This window comes from Altererythrobacter sp. (assembly GCF_050299635.1).
GTDB lineage: Bacteria > Pseudomonadota > Alphaproteobacteria > Sphingomonadales > Sphingomonadaceae > Erythrobacter.
Genome location: NZ_JBNKWF010000026.1, coordinates 1 through 18,040 on the forward strand (window position 1 = coordinate 1; position 18,040 = coordinate 18,040).

General features: G+C 61.7%; 26 protein-coding genes and 1 pseudogene. 16 read left to right on the plus strand and 11 right to left on the minus strand.

Annotated features, from left to right (window positions below):
- The 3 genes and pseudogenes from ACQY6C_RS12520 to ACQY6C_RS12530 form a co-directional block, all read left to right on the plus strand.
- Positions 1–660, plus strand: a pseudogene (locus ACQY6C_RS12520) (FAD-containing monooxygenase EthA); the annotation flags it as partial.
- Positions 661–692: 32 nt separating this feature from the next.
- Positions 693–1,094, plus strand: a complete 402-nt coding sequence (locus tag ACQY6C_RS12525) for a hypothetical protein (protein WP_427969228.1) — start codon at positions 693–695, stop codon at positions 1,092–1,094.
- Positions 1,094–1,495, plus strand: coding sequence for a hypothetical protein (locus ACQY6C_RS12530; protein ID WP_427969230.1), 402 nt, complete (start codon positions 1,094–1,096; stop codon positions 1,493–1,495). The genes ACQY6C_RS12525 and ACQY6C_RS12530 overlap by 1 nt, the downstream gene beginning before the upstream one ends.
- 14 nt (positions 1,496–1,509) lie before the next feature.
- Here ACQY6C_RS12530 and ACQY6C_RS12535 read toward each other — a convergent pair whose 3' ends face one another.
- Positions 1,510–2,400 (minus strand): LysR family transcriptional regulator, encoded by an 891-nt coding sequence (locus ACQY6C_RS12535; RefSeq protein ID WP_427969232.1) that lies wholly within the window; start codon positions 2,398–2,400, stop codon positions 1,510–1,512.
- Positions 2,401–2,525: 125 nt separating this feature from the next.
- On the opposite strand from ACQY6C_RS12535, the gene ACQY6C_RS12540 reads away from it, so the two are divergent.
- From ACQY6C_RS12540 to ACQY6C_RS12550, 3 genes are read left to right on the plus strand one after another with little or no spacing between them, the layout of a single operon-like run.
- On the plus strand, positions 2,526–3,140 hold the full coding sequence (locus ACQY6C_RS12540) for a pyridoxamine 5'-phosphate oxidase family protein (protein WP_427969234.1): 615 nt from the start codon (positions 2,526–2,528) through the stop codon (positions 3,138–3,140).
- A 48-nt stretch (positions 3,141–3,188) separates the two neighbouring features.
- Positions 3,189–3,599, plus strand: coding sequence for a VOC family protein (locus tag ACQY6C_RS12545; protein ID WP_427969235.1), 411 nt, complete (start codon positions 3,189–3,191; stop codon positions 3,597–3,599).
- Between the two features lie 23 nt (positions 3,600–3,622).
- Positions 3,623–4,093, plus strand: coding sequence for a DUF1348 family protein (locus tag ACQY6C_RS12550; RefSeq protein ID WP_427969236.1), 471 nt, complete (start codon positions 3,623–3,625; stop codon positions 4,091–4,093).
- Positions 4,094–4,162: 69 nt separating this feature from the next.
- Here ACQY6C_RS12550 and ACQY6C_RS12555 read toward each other — a convergent pair whose 3' ends face one another.
- The 4 genes from ACQY6C_RS12555 to ACQY6C_RS12570 all read right to left on the minus strand — a co-directional run bounded on the left by ACQY6C_RS12555 (position 4,163) and on the right by ACQY6C_RS12570 (position 5,611).
- The gene (locus ACQY6C_RS12555; RefSeq protein ID WP_427969238.1) at positions 4,163–4,573 is read right to left on the minus strand and encodes a DUF1801 domain-containing protein; all 411 of its coding nucleotides are present in this window, start codon (positions 4,571–4,573) and stop codon (positions 4,163–4,165) included.
- 7 nt (positions 4,574–4,580) lie between these two features.
- A complete protein-coding gene (locus ACQY6C_RS12560) occupies positions 4,581–4,790 on the minus strand; it encodes a hypothetical protein (RefSeq protein WP_427969240.1) in 210 nt (69 codons plus the stop codon).
- A 66-nt stretch (positions 4,791–4,856) separates the two neighbouring features.
- Positions 4,857–5,288, minus strand: a complete 432-nt coding sequence (locus ACQY6C_RS12565; RefSeq protein WP_427969242.1) for an SRPBCC family protein — start codon at positions 5,286–5,288, stop codon at positions 4,857–4,859.
- On the minus strand, positions 5,285–5,611 hold the full coding sequence (locus ACQY6C_RS12570) for an ArsR/SmtB family transcription factor (RefSeq protein ID WP_427969244.1): 327 nt from the start codon (positions 5,609–5,611) through the stop codon (positions 5,285–5,287). Before ACQY6C_RS12570 ends, ACQY6C_RS12565 begins: the two co-directional genes overlap by 4 nt.
- Before the next feature lie 66 nt (positions 5,612–5,677).
- Between ACQY6C_RS12570 and ACQY6C_RS12575 the strand changes: the two genes are divergently transcribed.
- Together ACQY6C_RS12575 and thiC are read left to right on the plus strand one after the other, a co-directional pair.
- Complete coding sequence (locus ACQY6C_RS12575) at positions 5,678–5,809, plus strand: hypothetical protein (protein ID WP_427969246.1); 132 nt, start codon at positions 5,678–5,680, stop codon at positions 5,807–5,809.
- 198 nt (positions 5,810–6,007) lie between these two features.
- Positions 6,008–7,903: a phosphomethylpyrimidine synthase ThiC gene (thiC, locus tag ACQY6C_RS12580; RefSeq protein WP_427969248.1), complete on the plus strand. Its 1,896-nt coding sequence runs from the start codon at positions 6,008–6,010 to the stop codon at positions 7,901–7,903.
- Positions 7,904–7,957: 54 nt separating this feature from the next.
- Here thiC and ACQY6C_RS12585 read toward each other — a convergent pair whose 3' ends face one another.
- Positions 7,958–9,196 carry a glycoside hydrolase family 5 protein gene (locus ACQY6C_RS12585; RefSeq protein ID WP_427969250.1) on the minus strand — a complete coding sequence of 413 codons (1,239 nt, stop codon included), beginning with the start codon at positions 9,194–9,196 and terminating at the stop codon, positions 7,958–7,960.
- An 81-nt stretch (positions 9,197–9,277) separates the two neighbouring features.
- Between ACQY6C_RS12585 and ACQY6C_RS12590 the strand changes: the two genes are divergently transcribed.
- The 3 genes from ACQY6C_RS12590 to ACQY6C_RS12600 all read left to right on the plus strand — a co-directional run bounded on the left by ACQY6C_RS12590 (position 9,278) and on the right by ACQY6C_RS12600 (position 11,048).
- Complete coding sequence (locus tag ACQY6C_RS12590) at positions 9,278–9,424, plus strand: hypothetical protein (protein WP_427969252.1); 147 nt, start codon at positions 9,278–9,280, stop codon at positions 9,422–9,424.
- Positions 9,425–9,595: 171 nt separating this feature from the next.
- Positions 9,596–10,354, plus strand: a complete 759-nt coding sequence (locus tag ACQY6C_RS12595) for a glutathione S-transferase family protein (protein ID WP_427969254.1) — start codon at positions 9,596–9,598, stop codon at positions 10,352–10,354.
- Positions 10,355–10,502: 148 nt separating this feature from the next.
- Positions 10,503–11,048 (plus strand): nuclear transport factor 2 family protein, encoded by a 546-nt coding sequence (locus ACQY6C_RS12600; protein ID WP_427969256.1) that lies wholly within the window; start codon positions 10,503–10,505, stop codon positions 11,046–11,048.
- Between the two features lie 11 nt (positions 11,049–11,059).
- On the opposite strand, the gene ACQY6C_RS12605 is transcribed toward ACQY6C_RS12600, so the two are convergent.
- Positions 11,060–11,365: an alkylphosphonate utilization protein gene (locus ACQY6C_RS12605; RefSeq protein ID WP_427969258.1), complete on the minus strand. Its 306-nt coding sequence runs from the start codon at positions 11,363–11,365 to the stop codon at positions 11,060–11,062.
- Between the two features lie 173 nt (positions 11,366–11,538).
- On the opposite strand from ACQY6C_RS12605, the gene ACQY6C_RS12610 reads away from it, so the two are divergent.
- On the plus strand, positions 11,539–11,985 hold the full coding sequence (locus tag ACQY6C_RS12610) for a COG3650 family protein (protein WP_427969260.1): 447 nt from the start codon (positions 11,539–11,541) through the stop codon (positions 11,983–11,985).
- Between the two features lie 2 nt (positions 11,986–11,987).
- Positions 11,988–12,356, plus strand: a complete 369-nt coding sequence (locus ACQY6C_RS12615; RefSeq protein ID WP_427969262.1) for a hypothetical protein — start codon at positions 11,988–11,990, stop codon at positions 12,354–12,356.
- Positions 12,357–12,392: 36 nt separating this feature from the next.
- Here ACQY6C_RS12615 and ACQY6C_RS12620 read toward each other — a convergent pair whose 3' ends face one another.
- On the minus strand, positions 12,393–13,838 hold the full coding sequence (locus tag ACQY6C_RS12620; protein ID WP_427969263.1) for a S41 family peptidase: 1,446 nt from the start codon (positions 13,836–13,838) through the stop codon (positions 12,393–12,395).
- 233 nt (positions 13,839–14,071) lie between these two features.
- Here ACQY6C_RS12620 and ACQY6C_RS12625 point away from each other — a divergent pair, with 233 nt between their 5' ends.
- Positions 14,072–14,650 carry a YbhB/YbcL family Raf kinase inhibitor-like protein gene (locus tag ACQY6C_RS12625; RefSeq protein ID WP_427969265.1) on the plus strand — a complete coding sequence of 193 codons (579 nt, stop codon included), beginning with the start codon at positions 14,072–14,074 and terminating at the stop codon, positions 14,648–14,650.
- A gap of 33 nt (positions 14,651–14,683) precedes the next feature.
- Positions 14,684–14,932, plus strand: a complete 249-nt coding sequence (locus tag ACQY6C_RS12630) for an SWIB/MDM2 domain-containing protein (protein ID WP_427969267.1) — start codon at positions 14,684–14,686, stop codon at positions 14,930–14,932.
- Between the two features lie 54 nt (positions 14,933–14,986).
- Here ACQY6C_RS12630 and ACQY6C_RS12635 read toward each other — a convergent pair whose 3' ends face one another.
- A complete protein-coding gene (locus ACQY6C_RS12635; protein WP_427969325.1) occupies positions 14,987–15,430 on the minus strand; it encodes a cupin domain-containing protein in 444 nt (147 codons plus the stop codon).
- Between the two features lie 69 nt (positions 15,431–15,499).
- On the opposite strand from ACQY6C_RS12635, the gene ACQY6C_RS12640 reads away from it, so the two are divergent.
- On the plus strand, positions 15,500–16,759 hold the full coding sequence (locus ACQY6C_RS12640; RefSeq protein ID WP_427969269.1) for a dipeptidase: 1,260 nt from the start codon (positions 15,500–15,502) through the stop codon (positions 16,757–16,759).
- Between the two features lie 9 nt (positions 16,760–16,768).
- Here the strand turns inward: ACQY6C_RS12640 and ACQY6C_RS12645 are convergent, their stop codons facing one another.
- Entirely contained in the window at positions 16,769–16,927 is a 159-nt protein-coding gene (locus ACQY6C_RS12645) for a hypothetical protein (RefSeq protein ID WP_427969271.1), read from the minus strand.
- A gap of 88 nt (positions 16,928–17,015) precedes the next feature.
- Positions 17,016–17,855, minus strand: coding sequence for a 2,3,4,5-tetrahydropyridine-2,6-dicarboxylate N-succinyltransferase (dapD, locus tag ACQY6C_RS12650; RefSeq protein WP_427969273.1), 840 nt, complete (start codon positions 17,853–17,855; stop codon positions 17,016–17,018).
- Positions 17,856–18,040 lie beyond the last annotated feature (185 nt).

Sequence of the window (18,040 nt, forward strand, 5' to 3'; positions counted from 1 at the left end):
CCGAAATACCGGCCATGGCAGCAGCGGCTGGCTTTCTGCCCCGAAGGCGACGTGTTCCGCGCGGCGGTAGCGGGCAAGCTCACTGTCGTGACCGACGCTCTCGACCGCTTCACCGAAAACGGCGTGCGAACCGCTTCGGGCGAAGAGATCGAGGCCGACCTGATCGTGGCCGCCACCGGCTTTCGCCTTTCGGTGATGGGCGACATCCCATTCGTTGTCGATGGTGAGCCGGTCGACTGGCATGATACCGTGACCTACCGCGGCATGATGTTCACCGGCGTGCCCAATATGGCCTGGGTGATGGGCTATTTCCGTGCAAGCTGGACCTTGCGCGTCGACATGCTGGGTGATTTCGTCTGCGGCCTGCTCAACCATATGGACGCCAAGGGCGTCGCGCGGGTTGAAGTGAAGCCCCGTCCCGAGGACGAGGGGATGGAGATCCAGCCATGGATCGAAGCGGACAATTTCAATCCCGGCTATTTGATGCGCGGGCTCGACAAGATGCCGCGCAGCGGCGACAAGCCCGAATGGCGGCATAATCAGGATTATTGGGCCGAGCGGGACCAGATCCCGAACATCGATCTAGACGGGGCCGAGTTCCATTATGCGGGCAGGTGTCCCAGCGGGGCGGGCAAACAGGCGATGGCCGAAGCGGGCTGATCGCCGGACTATTGGAGAGGAGAGCCGGGAATATGAATGCTGCAATCGATCCGGTCGCATGGAGCGCGACCCTGTTGGGCCTGTTCTGCATCGCCATTGCGATCGGTGCGCTGCGCCAGCCCGGTACATGGCGAACCATGGTTGAGGAAATCGACCAATCCCCTGCGCTCAAGCTGCTGTGCGGCTTTGTCGAACTGTTCATTGGCGCGGTGATCTATCTGCTCAATCCGTGGGACGCGAACGACCTGCTTTCGACCGTGATGAAGGTGCTGGGCGGGCTGATGATGATCGAAGCGCTGGTCGTCATGGCGATATCGGACCTCTACTTCCAGACCTGGCTCAAGAACCTCGCCGCGCTTCAGCGCTTGTGGCCGGCAGTAACGCTTGTCGCCGGTGTCGTGCTGGCCGGCGCGGGAATGATGCGCTTCGGCTGATGGCAGAATATCACGACATTCCCGCCTGGATCGCCCTGTTCATGGGGCTCTACGCGCTATCAGCCTCGATCGGCGAGTTCTTCAATCCGGGCTATTGGGCCAGGCTGATCGAGGGGCTGGAAACCAACACCGCGCTGGGATTCCTGACCGGGATCGTCTGTATCGCGACAGGCGGGCTGATCTATCTTGCATCGCCTTGGAATCCGGCTGACTGGCTTTCGATCCTCGTAACCGTGATGGGTGGCGGCATGGCTATCGAAGGGTGTGTGATGCTCGCCTTTCCCGGGCCCTTCGCAAGAATGGCAAGGGCTATGCTTACCACCGCTTCAGGGCGCGGATGGGCCGCATTTTCCGCTCTGATGGGCGCGGCGCTGATTGCCGTTGCATTGGTGCGATTATAGGTGCGGAGCCAAGTCTATTGCGCCATGCCCACTTCGCGGCGGGCGGCCTCACGCATAAGGTCGATAAACAGCCGCACTGCAGGCGTTCGCGCGCGTCCTTCACCAAACAGCAGGCTGACCGGCAGCCAATCGACTTGTTCAATGCCGCCCAGTTCGACAAGTCGGCCCAGCCGCAAGGCCGCGTCGACCTGATAGGATAGCAGGCTGGCAATGCCGAGCCCCGCTTCGGCAGCCGCAATAATTGAATCCACCGTGTTGAGCTGCATTCGTGCGGGGGTACCCGCCGCTTTCCCCAAGGCGCGCCATTGCGTCTGTGCCCGCGCACCCGTTGTCGCAATGCGGTGATGTGATTCCAGATCTGCTGCCGATCTGGGTGTCCCGAAGCGCGCGAGATAGGATGGGCTGGCAACCAGCACCGGACGCACATCGGCAATATGCGCGGCGTGCAAACTCGAATCTTTCAATGGGCCGATCCGCACTGCGACGTCGATGCCTTCTTCGACAATGCGTATGTTGCGATCGACCAGCAGCAGCCGCGCATCCAGATCCTCATGCGCCTCGATCATCTCTCCGATCACCGGCAGCACATGCAGGCGTCCAAACATGACCGGCGCAGTCACGAACAGAGTGCCGCGCGGTTCGCCTGTGCGCCCTGCCAGCGATCGTTCAGCCTGGTCGAGATCGGCAAGGATTCGCTCCGCCTGCGGCAGGAAGTCCCGGCCCGAATCCGTCAGGCGGACCGATCGCGTGGTGCGATGGAACAATTGTGTGCCCAGCCGCTCTTCCAGTTCGGCCACGCCGCGCGTGGCGCTGGGCGGCGAAATGCCGAGCCGGCGTGCCGCAGGCGCAAAGCCACCCGACCGCGCAACATTGACGAAGATCTCAAGGCACTGCAGGCGATCCATATCTTTCACAATCTGAAATTATCTAGTTCAAAGATGCCATATTATCACAATAGTTGAAATGAAATAGTCCAAGTTCTCGTCGGCCCGCGGATGATCCGCAGCCGCTCGACAGGTGAGGCAAGCCTATGGCGCGCAACTACATCCATACCCTGTTCACGCCCTCCATGCGCGCGTTGCAGGAGGCCGATGGTTCGCGCGAAGCCTATGCGCGGATGGAGGCGGGGGCCGATGGCAAGCCCGATGAACTCACCGAGAAAGAGCGCGAGTTCATTGCTGCGCGCGATTCATTCTACATTGCGAGCGTGACCGAGGGCGGCTGGCCCTATGTCCAGCATCGTGGCGGTCCGCGCGGGTTCCTGAAGGTTATTGGCGAGACGCAACTCGGCATGGCCGATTTTCGCGGCAACCGGCAGCATGTCTCCACCGCAAACATCATGGTGGAGCCGCGCGTTTCGATCTTCCTGATGGACTATGCTGGGCGCAGGCGCCTGAAGCTACTCGCCCATGCGCGAGTGGTAACGCGCGATGAGGACGCCCGACTTGTCACAACGCTGATGCCCGATGGCTACAAGGCGCTGCCCGAGCGCGCCTATATTTTTGACCTCGTCGGCTGGGACTGGAACTGTCCGCAGCACATCACGCGCCGCTTCACCGAGCCCGAGATCGAGGCTCTGCTTCAACCGATCATCGCCGAACGCGACGGGTTGCGCGCCGAACTGGCAGCGCTGCGTGGAGACTGACCGGCGGGAAAGACTGCACCGAGAAACCAAACCACAGGAGTTACGACCATGACCAATGCCAAGACAATGGGTGTCCACCACGTGGGCCTGACCACCCCCGATCTCGATGCCACATACGGATTCTTCACTGGAGTGCTAGGCTTCACCGAGATTGGAGGAGTTCCCGATTATCCGGCCAAATTCGTGTCTGACGGCACTACGCTGATCACCTTGTGGCAGGTGAAGGACATGGATGGCTTCGTGCCGTTCGACCGCCATCGCAATGCCGGGCTGCACCACATTGCGTTCAGGATTGAGGATCATGCCGCACTCGATGACCTTTTTGGTGCCCTGTCGACCAGACCGGATGTCGAGATCGAATGCGATCCTTCCTCAATTCTCGAAGGTTCGTCGGCGCGCCATTTCCTCTGCTCCATTCCCGGCGGCATCCGGGTCGAGTTCGCTACACCCCTGTCCTGATCCCGCCAAAACGGAACACAGCCATGTCCGAAACGAGACCGCCCCTGCCGCCCTTCACCCGCGAGACGGCAATCGCCAAGGTCCGCGCGGCGGAGGACGCCTGGAACACACGCGATCCGGCCCGCGTTGCGCTCGCCTATACGCCCGACAGCCGCTGGCGGAACCGGAGCGACTTTCTCCGGGGGCGCGCGGAGATCGAGGCCTTCCTGACCCGCAAATGGAAGGCTGAGCGGGACTATCGCCTGATCAAGGAATTGTGGGCCTTTACCGGCAGCCGCATTGCGGTGCGCTTTGCCTATGAGTTCCGCGACGAGACCGGATCGTGGTGGCGCGCCTATGGCAATGAGAATTGGGAGTTTGCCGAAAACGGGCTGATGGCGCGCCGCATCGCCAGCATCAACGATGTGCCGATCGCGGAGGGAGAGCGACTGTTTCACTGGGAACAGGGCATCCGCCCCCAAGATCATCCGGGCCTGACGGAGTTGGGGCTTTAAGCGAAGATCGAAAACAACATCTGGGCCCATGCGCAGGGGATCGCGGAAACTCCTGCACCCGGCCTGGAGTCAGTTGCCCCGGCGCCGCGAATTGAAAGCGACCGCGCTGCGAATGATCGCCTTGAACGCGTCCTCATTCAGCGATGCACCTTCTGTAAGATTTATGGCGCGCATCGCCTTCCCCTCGAGGCCGGCATTGAAGACACCGCATGGATCATCGAGCATCGCGCCTTTGGCGAAGGTGACCTTCACATAGGCCTTGAACGCATCGGCGGTGCAAATGATGCCGTCGTGCTCCCATACCGGAACGCCTGCCGGGTTTGACGGCTTGCGCCATTTGATCGCTTCCACAACTTCGGGGTCAGCCTCCCTGATGAGTGTGCGCACTCTAGCCAAAGTCTCGCCTTTCCAGCCGCTGACGGCTGCAATTCTGGCATCGATCAAGGCGGGCGGTGTCACTTCGTCAGTCATGTCGGTCATCGTCGCGTCATTGGGCGGTGTGCTTTCTCGTCCCCGCCAGATACGGCAAGGCGAACATGTAGAGGCCGCTGAACATCAGCAGGAAAAGCGGAGGCAATGGCGAATAGACGATCCATGCCGGCGGCTCGCCCAGCGCCATGGCAACGAAATTGGCGATGACCGCCGCGGTGAAGGCGATCGAAAGCCAGCGGTGGGCCGATCGTATGAACCTGTTCATGCGCAATGAATCCTCCATGGTGGGTGTGCAGCTATCGGGGGTGAACCACTGCCGGGATGACCAAGGTCATTCTGTCCGGTCGAGAAGCTGTTCGAGGCTGGACAGCAGGCGCGGCCATCCGGACTTCGCCCCGCCATAGGCCTGGGGCTGATCGGGCCGAAAGCCCGCCTGCTCCACCCGCAGGCGAGTGCCGGTCGGGACCGGAGCGAGTGTAAAGGTCACGACGCTTCTCAAATCGAAAGCGGGGTCGTCGTGGGTCAGGTTCCAGCTGTAGCTGAGCATTTTCCCCTGCTCGATGGCCAGGACTTCGCAATCCAGCACGCCGCCCCAATCGCCATGAAGATGGAAACTATGGCCGATTGCCAGCTGGAAATCGTTCTTCATCAGCCACTCCTCGATTAGATGTGGCTGGGTAAGCGCGCGCCAGACCTTCTCCGGTGGATGCGAGAACTCCCGCTCCACAACGACATGGCGTGTTTCATTGTCATCTGGTTTCACTGGTCCATCCTGTTCAGCAGATCTTCGAGGCCATCGAGCCGGGTTTCCCAGAATTCCGTCATCCGAGCCGTCCAGTCCGCAAGCGGCGCCAGCGCAGCGGGTTGGGCGCTGTAGTGTGTCAGGCGGCCCTCATGCCGGTTGTTGACCAGGCCTGCCCGCTTCAGGGCTGCGAGGTGCTTGGAAACGGCCGGTTGTGAAACGCCCGCCTGATCGGTGAGCGCCCGAACGGTCTGCGCGCCGTCCCGGCAAAGCCGTTCGAACAGGGCGCGCCGCGTCGGATCGGAGAGCGCCCTGAAGAGAATCTCATGAGATTGAAGTTCCATAATCCATAACTCTCTGGCTATTGATTCGATCAATAACCATTGAGTTATCGATTCGTCAAGCGTCGCATGAGACGCGCATCGGCCCTCAACGCGATCCACTCGGCATGGGCTGAAGGCGATCACCTCTCCGCTACGCTTGCCCTCGCTTCGCCAACCGCCTACATCTTCGCCATCCCCGGGGAGCCAGCTTGTGGCTGAGAGGGGCGCGTGGCTGCGTCCGACCCGTCGAACCTGATCCGGCCGTTTGCATGGCGCCGAAAAGTGGGAACCGGTTTTCGGCTCTTCGACATGCAAACCATTAGAAAACCGGCGGAGGGAGCGGGTGGTTTGTCCTGTGTTTATCTCAGGACAGCCGGAAGTTCCCTCTCGAGCATGATTGAAAGAGAGAGACTTCGCATGGCAGACATCAATTCCCAGTTCGAAATTGGCGTGACGACCGGGCCGATCCGCGGCAGCCGCAAGGTCCATGTCGGCGCGCGTACCGGTTCGGGCATCCGCGTCGCCATGCGCGAGATCGACCTCGAGGGCGACGAGCCTAGCGTGCGGGTCTATGACACTTCCGGCCCCTATACCGATCCGGATGCGAACATCGACATCCAGGCGGGCCTGCCCGCCCTGCGCCGCGAATGGATCATGGCGCGCGGCGATGTCGAGGAATATGAGGCGCGGCAGGTGAAGCCCGAAGATAACGGCCAGCTCGGCCCCGATCGCTCAGGCGGCGTTCCCCCGTTCCCGCATGTGGTGAAGCGCCCGCTGCGCGCCAAAGCAGGCGCGAATGTCAGCCAAATGCACTATGCCCGACGCGGGATCATCACGCCCGAGATGGAATATGTCGCAGAGCGCGAGAACCTGGGCCGTGCGGCGCTGGCGCAAATGCCCGAAGGGCAGAGCTGGGGCGCGGAAATCCCGCTCGAGATCACGCCCGAATTCGTGCGGAGCGAGGTCGCGCGCGGCCGGGCGATCATCCCCAGCAACATCAACCACCCGGAAACCGAGCCGATGGCGATCGGGCGCAATTTCCTGGTCAAGATCAACGCCAATATCGGCAATAGCGCGGTGGCGAGCGACGTCGCATCCGAAGTCGACAAGATGGTCTGGTCGATCCGCTGGGGCGCGGACACCGTCATGGACCTCAGCACGGGCCGCAACATCCACGACACGCGCGAATGGATCATCCGCAACTCGCCCGTCCCGATCGGCACTGTGCCGATCTATCAGGCGCTGGAGAAGGTTGGCGGCATTGCCGAGGAGCTGACGTGGGAGATCTTCCGCGACACGCTGATCGAGCAGGCCGAACAGGGCGTCGACTATTTCACCATCCACGCTGGCGTGCGCCTGCCCTATGTCCCACTCGCTGCCAAGCGTGTGACGGGCATCGTCAGCCGCGGTGGCAGCATCATGGCGAAATGGTGCCTCGCGCATCACAAGGAGAGCTTCCTTTACGAGCACTTCGACGAGATCAGCGAGATCATGAAGGCCTATGACATCGCCTATTCGCTGGGCGACGGACTGCGCCCCGGCTCCATCGCGGACGCCAATGACGAGGCCCAATTCGCCGAGCTCTACACCCTTGGCGAGCTCACCCACCGCGCCTGGAAGCAGGATGTGCAGGTGATGATCGAGGGGCCGGGCCATGTGCCCATGCACAAGATCAAGGAGAATATGGACAAGCAGCTGGAGGTGTGCGGCGAAGCGCCCTTCTACACGCTTGGCCCGCTCGTCACCGATATCGCGCCCGGTTACGACCACATCACCAGCGGCATCGGCGCGGCGCAGATCGGCTGGTACGGCACCGCGATGCTTTGCTACGTCACGCCCAAGGAGCACCTTGGCCTGCCCGATCGGGACGATGTGAAAGTGGGCGTGGTTACCTACAAGCTCGCCGCCCATGCGGCGGACCTTGCCAAGGGGCATCCGGCGGCCAAGCTGCGCGACGACGCGCTGAGCAAGGCGCGCTTCGAGTTCCGCTGGCGCGACCAGTTCAACCTAAGCCTCGATCCCGATACGGCCGAGCAATATCATGACCAGACCTTGCCGGCTGAAGGTGCCAAGACGGCCCATTTCTGCAGTATGTGTGGGCCCAAGTTCTGCTCGATGAAGATCAGCCAAGACGTGCGAGACTTTGCCGCGAAGCAGAACCAGGGCGCAGACGGCTTCATCGCCAGCATGCAGAGCGGGGCTGAAGCCGCTGCCGCGAGCCGCGAAGCCGCGCTCAAGGGCATGGAGGAGATGGCCGAGAAATACCGCGAGGGCGGCGATCTCTATATGCCCGCGGGTGATGGCCCGGCGTAAGCAGCCGGCATTTGCGCCGGCCGCTTGATCGCAACGGAAATGGCGCTTTAGGGCCTAGCTGCCGTTTACGCCTTTTGTTGACGGAGGCTGCGGATCCGTCGTCATGCCGTTCTTGAGCGCATCGAGCAGGTCGGGCTGCTTTACCGCTCCAGTATTGCGATCGATGATTGCGCCCGTATCCCACCACATAGGAACGATGTTCCGCGCGACCGATGCAAAGGTGTTATACTGCGCCCAGTAATTGGTGTAGGTTTCCACGCCTTTCCCCGCGCCGGAGGCTTTGGGGTAAGCACCGAACTCGCCCATGATCACCGGCACACCCTTGTCGGTGAAAGTGGTCTTCGCCTTGTCAAATTCAGCGCGTGAATGGGCCTCGTGGGCCCAGGTCTCGACAGCTGATGGGTCCGTTGCGAGGGCGCCCCACTGCCAGATGTTCAAATTGTCGCCGTTAATGGTGAAGTCAAACGGGTCATACCAGTGCATTTCCACCATCAACCGGTCGGAGATCGTGTCGGTCGGCAACACGTCCTGGTTGCACAGCTCCGGACCCCAATCGATATTGGTTACGTAAAGCTGCACGACCAAACTGCGCGAGCCGTTGTTGCCGCCGGTATCCCGCACCGCGTCTACGAAAGCCTGGTTGAAACCATTCTGCACCGCGCAGTTCTCTGCCGTGGGCGCTGTCCAGACATCGGGCATGTGCACTTCATTGGTGCCCGCGAACAGCAGATGGTTGTCGTAATCCTTGAAATAGTCGCCGATCTGCGTCCAGTATGACTTCAGCTTGGCGGTATGAGCGTCCTTGTTGGCATTGTCGGGCGTCAGCGCATCGTGGTGCACGTTGATGATTACGTAGAGGCCGGCGTTCCGCGCATAATCGACGACTTCCTTGACGCGGGCCAACCAGAACGGCGCGATGGTGGCATCAGCCTGCGAATATTGGTCCCAGCTGACCGGGATGCGCACGCTTTTGAACCCGGCGGCGGCATAGCCATCGAAGATCGCCTGGTTCGCCACGGGATTGCCCCAGACCGTCTCCTGAGATTCTGAATAGGGAGGGCTGCCCCAGGTATTCACGGCATCGAGCGTATTGCCAAGGTTGATCCCCGGCGCCAGCAACTGGACGACCTCTTGCGGCGTCCCAAGCGACTCCAGGCTTGCGGGAGAAGGCGTCGGCGTCGGCGTCGGGGTCGGTGTGGGCGTTGGCGTCGCGGTGGCTGTAGGGGTTGGAGACCCCCCGCTATCGCCGCCTCCGCAAGCACTCAGGCTCAAAGCCGCAATGGCGACAAACATCGCCTGTCCACACGCACGTGCACTCAATACCATCAGCAACCTCAACCCGAATCTTGTCTGAGTTAATTTGGGGCTGCACTAGTGAAAATTGAGATTCGGCGCAAGCCGATTGAGGTTGACGGCGCGAAGTCGCTGTTCCTCAGCCAGAAACTGGAGGCCCTCTCGTTTACACCGGGAAGCGCTGTCGAAACCCTTCTCGCCCATGCTGCTAGCGAACTGGTTTCGTGATCGTGCGAGTGAAGGGCGGCAGGACTCCCGATCAGGTCCGGGGTGACGAAGGATTGGCGCGAGCCTTTTCTACACACCCCTTTCTGCTCGTCTCCTCCTCTTCCCTAATCCCTCGCCGCGCACCATATGCACATTCCAGAGGCGCTGCGCAGGAAAGAGGGAGCCATTGGCATGAGCGAGACGGCCGAAGTTACGATCGTGGGCAGCTATGTCAGCCCCTATGTCCGCAAGGTGCTGGCCTGCCTGATGCTGAAGGGGATCGAGTTCGAAATCGATCCGATCACGCCCTTCTATGGCAATGAGGAGTTCACGCGGCTCTCACCGCTGCGGCGCATCCCGGTGCTGATCCAGGGCGATCTGGCGCTGTCCGACAGTTCGGTGATCTGCGCCTGGATCGAGGAGGCCTATCCCGATCGGCATCCGCTGCTGCCCGCCACTCCAGCCGATCGCGCGCGGGCGCGCTGGCTGGAGGAATTCGCCGATACGCGCATGGGCGACGTGTTCATCTGGGACCTGTTCTACCAGAAGGTGGTCCACCCCATCGTGTGGCACGAGCCGGGCGATGCCGCGCGGATCGAGGATGCGCTGAATGTCGGTATTCCCTCTGTGCTCGACTATCTCGAGGGCGAGCTGCCGCAGGACGGGTTTATCTTCGGCGAGGTCGGGCTGGCGGATGTTGCGATCGCGAGCTTCTTCCGCAATGCGCAATATGCCGGATATGAGGTGGATGCGCAGCGCTGGCCGCGCGCGGCGGGCTTTGTTTCGCGCATGCTGTCGCACCCCGTGTTCGAGCGGTTGGCCGAGTTCGAACGGGCGCAGTTCGGAGTCAAACCGGCCGAGCGGCGCGCGGCGCTGGAAGCGGTGGGCGCGCGGCTGACCGAAACGACCTATGGCTTGCCCGAACCGCAGAAAGGCACGATGCGGTTATAGGCGCGGCGGCGGATCGGGGGCCGGGCGGGCTCTCGCCGTTCATCGGTCCGGTTCGCGCGTCCGCAGAACTCGCCTTGCCGCGCCGCCTGCATGCGGTTTGAACCCGTGCCGTTGCAGATCTTTGCATGGGACCGGGGGATTGCCTGTCATGACGATTTTCAGAAATGCGCGCTTCGCTCTTGCTGCAGTTGCGCTTGCCATTCCCGCGCTGGCCCAGGCTGCGGAAGGCCGGCCGGGCGAGACCTATCTCGACGCGGGCAAGGCGACCGCTTCCGTCGCGGATGCCTATTTCGCGGATTACATCGCGCTCGACTGGGATGGCCTCGAGCCGCTGCTGGCAGAGGATGCGAGCTTCGCCGATCCGACCGCCGAGCTCTTGTTCGGCAACCCGCCGACAGAAGGGCGTGCGGCAATCATGGAGAAGTTCCGCAAGGGTTACGCCTCGATCAGCCAGATGAGCTTTGCCCAGGACCGTGCGATCCATTCGGGCAACATGGCGCTCTATGAAGGCACGCTTTCGTGGACGTTGAACTTTGCAGACGGCAATGTTGTTTCCACCAGCATGCCCTTTGTCGCGATGATCCGGGTCGAGGACGGCAAGGTCGTGTCGCACCGCGACTATGGCGATTATGCCAATTTCATCGAAGCGATGCGGGAACTCAGGGCACCGGGGCAGGATTCTGGCGAGGGGTGATCCCGGCGCGCTCAGCGCTTCTTCACAAACTCCGCGCGCAGGACCAGGCCCTTGATGCCGGGATATTTGCAGTCGATTTCCTGCGGATCGCCGGTCAGCCGGATCGACTTGATCAGCGTGCCCTGCTTCAGCGTTTGGCCAGCGCCCTTGACTTCCAGATCCTTGATCAGCGTCACCTGGTCGCCGTCGGAAAGGAGATTGCCGACCGCATCGCGCACTTCGACCTGGCTGGCAGCGGCCTGCTTCGCGTCATATTCGGATTGCGGCATCCATTCGCCGCTTTCCTCGTCATAAACGTATTCTTCGTCGGAACTCATGTCGGTCCTATCGTTTCATTGTCCGATGGCCCCTAGCGCCTGGCTGGCCGTGTGGCCAGCGCCATGAAGATTGCGGCAGGCAAGTAGGTCAGCGGTCCGAAGTCGCAAGATCGTCGCGCTCTTCTTGTAATTGCCTGGGTTTCATGTGTAACTTTCCTGCAGGAGGGATTTCGATGCGCTTCACGAATATGGCAGCCCTGGTGCTCGCACTGGCGTTGGGCGGCTGTAATTCCAGCCCGCAACCCAAGCCCGGCGATGTGCCGGTGTTCGACGGAATCGGCGAGGAGGAAGTGGTTCGTCTCAGCGGAACAGAACCCTTCTGGAGCGCGACGATCCAGGGCGATGTGCTGACCTATTCCACGCCTGAGAATATCGATGGCGATGCGGTGGCGGTTACGCGGTTCGCAGGCAATGGAGGGCTAGGCTTCTCCGGCGAGCTAGGTGGCAAACCGCTGCAGGTGGCGGTGACACCGGGAACCTGCAATGACGGGATGAGTGACAGGACCTATCCCTTTACCGCAACGCTCACTTTGGGCGAGGCGATATTGTTCGGGTGCGGCTATAGCGACAGCAATCCATATTCAGAGCCGGATATGGGACCAGATTCGGGGGATGAATGAACATGACGGGTAGATATGGTGAGGTTTCGGCAGGCTGGAAGCGGCTGTTCGTGGTTGCGGCGCTGTTCAATGCCCTGGTCGGGCTGGCGGGAATGCTGGTGCCTGAAGCGACTGTGGATGGGCGGATCATCGGCCTGCTCATCTTTGCGTTCGGCGTGATCTATTTTCAGGTCTCGACAGATCCCTTGCGCTATGGCCCCGTGCTCTGGGCCGGGGTGCTCGGCAAGCTGGGCGTGGTCGCACTTCTCGCGCCGGGCGAGTTTGGCGAAGGCGGCAATTGGGTAATCCAGGCCGTGCTGACAGCCGATGCCCTGCTTGCGATCGCGTTCCTGGCATTCCTGTTCCGCACGGGCGACAGCGGCCGCGAATAGCGCCCGTACCGCCGGGCCCGGCCTAACGGGCGGCGGTCAGAACAGGCCCGGTATCCGGTGTTGCGCGGCATTGGGCCGTTCGGGCTGGAGCAGTTCCTGCCGTGCGCCGGCGCTGGCGGTGGTCCGCAGCCCCCCGGCGTCTGTAATTGAGGTACAGCTTCGCCCGGCAAGGAAATCGAGCGCAACCTTGATCGAGCTTTCGTTCACGTCACCGAACTGGGTGAAAATGTCGTCCCCCGCGCTGCAGGTATTCGGGAATACGCTGGCGAGCCCGTCAAAATATTCGCCCTGGTCGTCGCGATTGGTGGTCTTGAAGGCGATTACACGCAGCCGGTCGTCGCATGCGTCGCGATCGAACCCGTACTGGCCGACCGGCTTGCCATAGGTATTGGTGCCAATCAGCGCAGTGTTGGCGCCGAGGTAAGGGATCATCGAATTGGCGACCAGCTCGCTGGCCGAAGCTGTACCGCCGCGGCCGATGAAGGCAATCTTGGTGGGCGCGATCGCGCTGGACTCGCTCTCGAAAAGCTCTGTCGAGTTCTCGCTCGACTTGCTGTCGCGCAGGACGGTGTGGCTGAATACCTGGCCGACCTTGTCCGCGCCCAGAAGGTCGCCAAGGGTTTCGGCTACGCTGACGAGCCCGCCGCCATTGTAGCGCAGATCGATGATCAGCTCGGTGACGCCCTGATCCTTGAACTGCTGGAATGCATCGCGCAGCTGGCTCGACGCACCGCTGACAATGAATGTCCGCAGGTTGAGATAGCCGACCTTCTTGCCACCATCATCGAAGATCTTGACGCCATATCGGTCGGAGATCGGATCGAGAGCGTAGTCCGCCTTGGCGATGCTCTGTTCGCTCGTGACGCCGCCCGCAGTCCGGAACTGGATCACGCGGGTCACGCCCGGATCGGAGGGGCCGAGCGCGTCGATCACCGCTTGCGGGCCGCCAGACGCCATCAGCGAGGATACGGTCTGCAGATTCGTGCTGCTAGTACCGATCGACAGCAATTCGGTTCCGCGATCGAGCCCGGCGTCGAGGCCGGGCGCATCTTCGAATGCCTCGATCACGAATACGCGGTTGTTCACCGTGTCATAGCCGAGGCGAATGCCGAATCCCGCGCTGGAGCCGGAATTGATCAGTGCATTCTCTTCCTCGATCGAGGTGATGTAGGTGAAAAAGCGATCCTTGTTCTGATCGCGTGCCGGTTTGACGAGAGCGTCGATATAGTCCTGCACCGTGTCGTGGTCCGACGGATTGACGCCGGTATCGAGCAGGTCGGGGAAGAGGTACCACTCGTTCATCACCGAAAGCGTCCAGTCCTGGCGATCGGCCAGCGAACATTGCGCAGGGGTTGGGGTTGGTGTCGGTGTTCCGCCGCCGCCCGCAATCGGCCCGCCGCCGCCGCTACCGCTTCCACCCCCGCCACAGGCGGCAAGTGCAACAGCAAGCGTTCCAGAAAGCATAGCGCGACCCATACTCATCGTGATTCTCTCCAGCCCAAAATAGCGGCGTTTCCAGTAACTAACCGTGTCAGAATGCAGCCTGAACTGACAATGGGCAATCGCCAATCGCCTCTTCGAAGGGGAAATTGTGGCCGATTGGCGCGCATTTGGCACAGTTTACGGGGAAAACCGGTGCAAACACCGCCCACCTGCCTCGCCACGCCTCCCTTGAACGCCTAGCACTGTGCGCCAGCTAGAGGAGGAGATTTTCCGTGAATACCGTGCCCGATTGGCTCAACGCCGCCCTTCCACCTGCCGCGCGCAATGCGGGGCTGGCTGTGGTGCGGTTGGGTGACGAGCGCGGTCTGGGCAAGGGTGGCCTCAAGCTGACGAGCCCGGCATTCAATGCGGGGGAAGAACTCGATCCCTGCTTTACCGCGAACGAAGAAGACGCGGTCGCTCCGCCGCTTGAATGGACCGCTCCGCCTCCCGGGACGCAGGAACTGGCCGTGATCGTGGAAGATGCCACCAGCGATGCGCGCTGTCACTGGCTTGTCTGGGGCCTGTCCGGGCAGCGCGGAAAGCTGCTCGAAGGCGAGGTTCCCCCGCGCACAGGGAAGAATGCGCTCGGCAACTCCGAATGGTTGCTGCCCGATCTTCCCATTGGCGAAACACACACTTTCGTATTCCAGCTGTTTGCACTCGATCTGCCGCTCACCCTGATGCCTGGGGCGAGCCGGGACGAGTTGCTGGCAGCTCTGGATGGGCATGTCATCGCCAGCGCATTGCTGGTCGCCCAATACACCCCGTCGGAAGATGGCGAAGACGACTGGGTGGATGACGAATTCTAATAGAAACGGCCATAACAAGGAAAGGAACTGATCATGGCTGGCAACAACGCACTGCAAAAACCGGTGACTCTGTCGTCGGATTTGGAGAATGTGATTGGCAAGGGTCCGATGACCCGCGCTCAAGTCACATCCAAGGTGTGGGATTACATCAAGGCCAACGGCCTGCAGGATTCGCAGGACAAGCGGCAGATCAATCCCGATGCCAAGCTGGGCGCCGTCATCGGCAATGCCCAGATTTCGATGTTCAAGATGACTGCTGCGGTTTCCAAGCACCTCAGCTGATCTGAACGGTTCTGGCGGCGCGTGTCGATGATGCGCGCCGCTGGCCAACCCTTTCTAGCCTGGCTGCCAGCCGGGCACGGCAAGCTCGAAGCCGGCGAAGTCGAAGCCCGGCGTCACCACGCACGACACCAGCGTGTATCCGGCAGTGCGCGAGCCGCCATCCTCAATCGGCTGGGCAGCCTGCCATTCGCCCGCATTGACGACACATTGAAAGCGCTGACCCGATTCGAGGTCCGGCCCCAGCACCACGTGCGTTTGCGGTCCCTCGTCCCGGGCGGAAGTGAGAAGCGCGAGCGGATCGCCTGCCTGCCACAGCCACAGCTCATGCGCATCGACCCGGTGCCAATGCGATCGCTGGCCGCTTTCCAGCAGGAACAGGATCGCGGTGCCGACAGACCGCCCGCTACCATTATCCGGCCCGCGCCATGTCTCGCGATACCACCCGCCCTCGGGATGCGGGGCGAGGCCAAGCCGATCGATGAAATCCTGTGCCGTAATCGCTTGTCCCCTTGCACTGCACCACTAGAGTGGCGATCAGCATAGGTGCAATTCGCGGAGACACCACCGATGAAATATCTTGCCTGCCTGCTCGCAATGGGTCTGGTTGCCGCACCCGCCATGGCACAGCAAGCGCCTGAAGATGTGGCAAAAGCTGCGCTGGAGGCCGCCCCCGTGTTCGACGGACATAATGACGTGCCCGAGCAGTTGCGCGACCGCTATCGCAACATGATTGCGGATTTTGACTTCACCAATACCGCTGACGCGCCTCCCAACGGCTGGAGCGAAGGCGGAATGCATACCGATATCCCGCGCCTGCGGCAGGGGCACGTAGGGGCCCAGTTCTGGTCCGTTTATGTCTCGGCCGGCCTGCCCGATGCGGAAGCCACCGTTGCGGTGTTGGAGCAGATCGACGTGATGAAGCGCCTGATCGGCCGCTATCCCAACGACCTTGCCTTCGCGCGCACGGCGGATGAGGTGGAAGCTGCGGTTTCGGAGGGGCGGATTGCGTCCATGCTCGGCATGGAGGGCGGCTACGCCATCTCCAACAGCCTCGCCGTGCTGCGCCAGTTCCATGCCCTCGGTGTGCGCTATATGACGCTGACGCACTCAAAGAAGATGGACTGGGCCGACAGCGCGACCGACACGCCGCAGCATGGCGGGTTGACCGATTTCGGCAAGGATGTGGTGCGTGAGATGAACCGGCTCGGCATGCTGGTCGATCTCAGCCATGTCAGTGAAGAGACCATGCACGACGCGCTCGATGTGGCGCGGGCGCCGGTGATCTTCAGCCATTCCGGCGCGCGCGCGATCAACGGTCATGCACGCAATGTGCCTGACAGCGTGCTTGCGCGGCTCAAGCAGAATGGCGGCGTGGTGATGGTGGTCGCACTGCCGGGCTATATCAGCGAAGATCAGCGCGTCTGGTATTCGCGGCGACAGGCAGAGGAAGCCCGGCTCAAGGCGCTGTGGCAGGGCCAGCCGGACAAGGTGAAAGAAGCGCTGGCCGCCTGGGACGATGCCCATGAAACGCCGGTCGCGACGGTCTCGCAAATGGCCGATCATATCGATCACATCCGCGAAGTGGTGGGGGTCGAACATATCGGAATCGGTGGCGATTACGACGGGATGGCCGCCGGACCGGAAGGTATGGAAGATGTCTCAGGCTATCCCGCGCTGTTCATCGAACTGGCAAGACGCGGCTATTCGCAAGCGGAGCTTGAAATGATTGCTTCGCGCAATGTCCTGCGCGTCTTGCGCGAAGCGGAGCGCCATACCGCCAGCCAGCGCGATGTGCCGCCGATCGAAACCCCGGTTAAGTCCGAATAGACAGAGTTCCTAGCTCTGATTCGACAGCGCGGGGATGATCCACATCAGCGACAGGACTATGACTGCGAGCAAGAGGCCCACGCCCAGGACCCAGCGCCCAACTCCTTCCTTGGAGCCGCCGCTTACCTCGACTTCATTGATATGAATTTCATCACCGTGGCGTTCCATTGCCGCTCTCCCGAACATCCTGGCACGTGTTCGTCCCAGAGTGGATACGGTTAGCCGCGATGAATGTTCCGCCAGGTGCAGGCCGGTATCAGTCGCGCAGCAGATCGTTGATGCCGGTCTTGGAGCGCGTTTGCGCGTCCACCGTCTTCACGATCACGGCGCAGGCGAGCGAGGGGCCGGGGCTACCATCGGGCAGCGGCTTGCCGGGGAGAGAGCCAGGCACGACCACGCTGTAGGGCGGAATGCGGCCGGTGATGATCTCACCCGTGTCGCGATTCACGATCTTGGTGGACTGCGTGATGAATACGCCCATGGCAACGACGCAGCCTTCGCCCACGATCACGCCTTCAACAATTTCCGAACGCGCGCCGATAAAGCAATTGTCACCGATGATGGTCGGGTTGGCCTGCATCGGTTCGAGTACGCCGCCGATTCCGGTGCCGGCCGAGATGTGGCAGTTCTTGCCGATTTGGGCGCAGCTGCCGATCGAAGCCCAGGTATCGACCATGGTTCCTTCATCGACATAGGCGCCGATATTGACGAAGCTGGGCATCAACACCACGCCCTTGCCGATATAGCTGCCGCGCCGCGCAATCGCGCCGGGGACGACGCGGAAACCGGCTTCGGAAAATCGGCTATCGCCCCATCCCGCGAATTTGGAGGGAACCTTGTCGAACGCGGCCGCGCCGGCGGAACCGCCTTCCATCACGCGATTTTCGCTGAGGCGGAACGAGAGCAACACGGCCTTCTTGAGCCATTGATTGACCTGCCAGCCTCCTTTGCCGTCAGGCTCGGCGACGCGCGCACTGCCGCTGTCGAGCATTTCCAGCGCGGCATTGACCGCTTCGCGCACATCCATGCTGCCGGGATTAACCTCGTCTCGACGTTCCCAGGCTGCTTCGATGGTGTTTGCGAGTTCTTCGGACATTGTGGCTCCACGGCGGCAAAATGAACAATGCTGGCGCTGCTAGCCTTGGCTGACCGGGGCGGCAAGGCAACAGTTTGCGCGAATTGCTTTGACCGGCCGTGGAAATCCTTGCGCGTCCGGTAACATTGCACTTATCCAGATAGTTAACGGGGGCTGGTTACTAGGTCGAACTATGACGTATCACG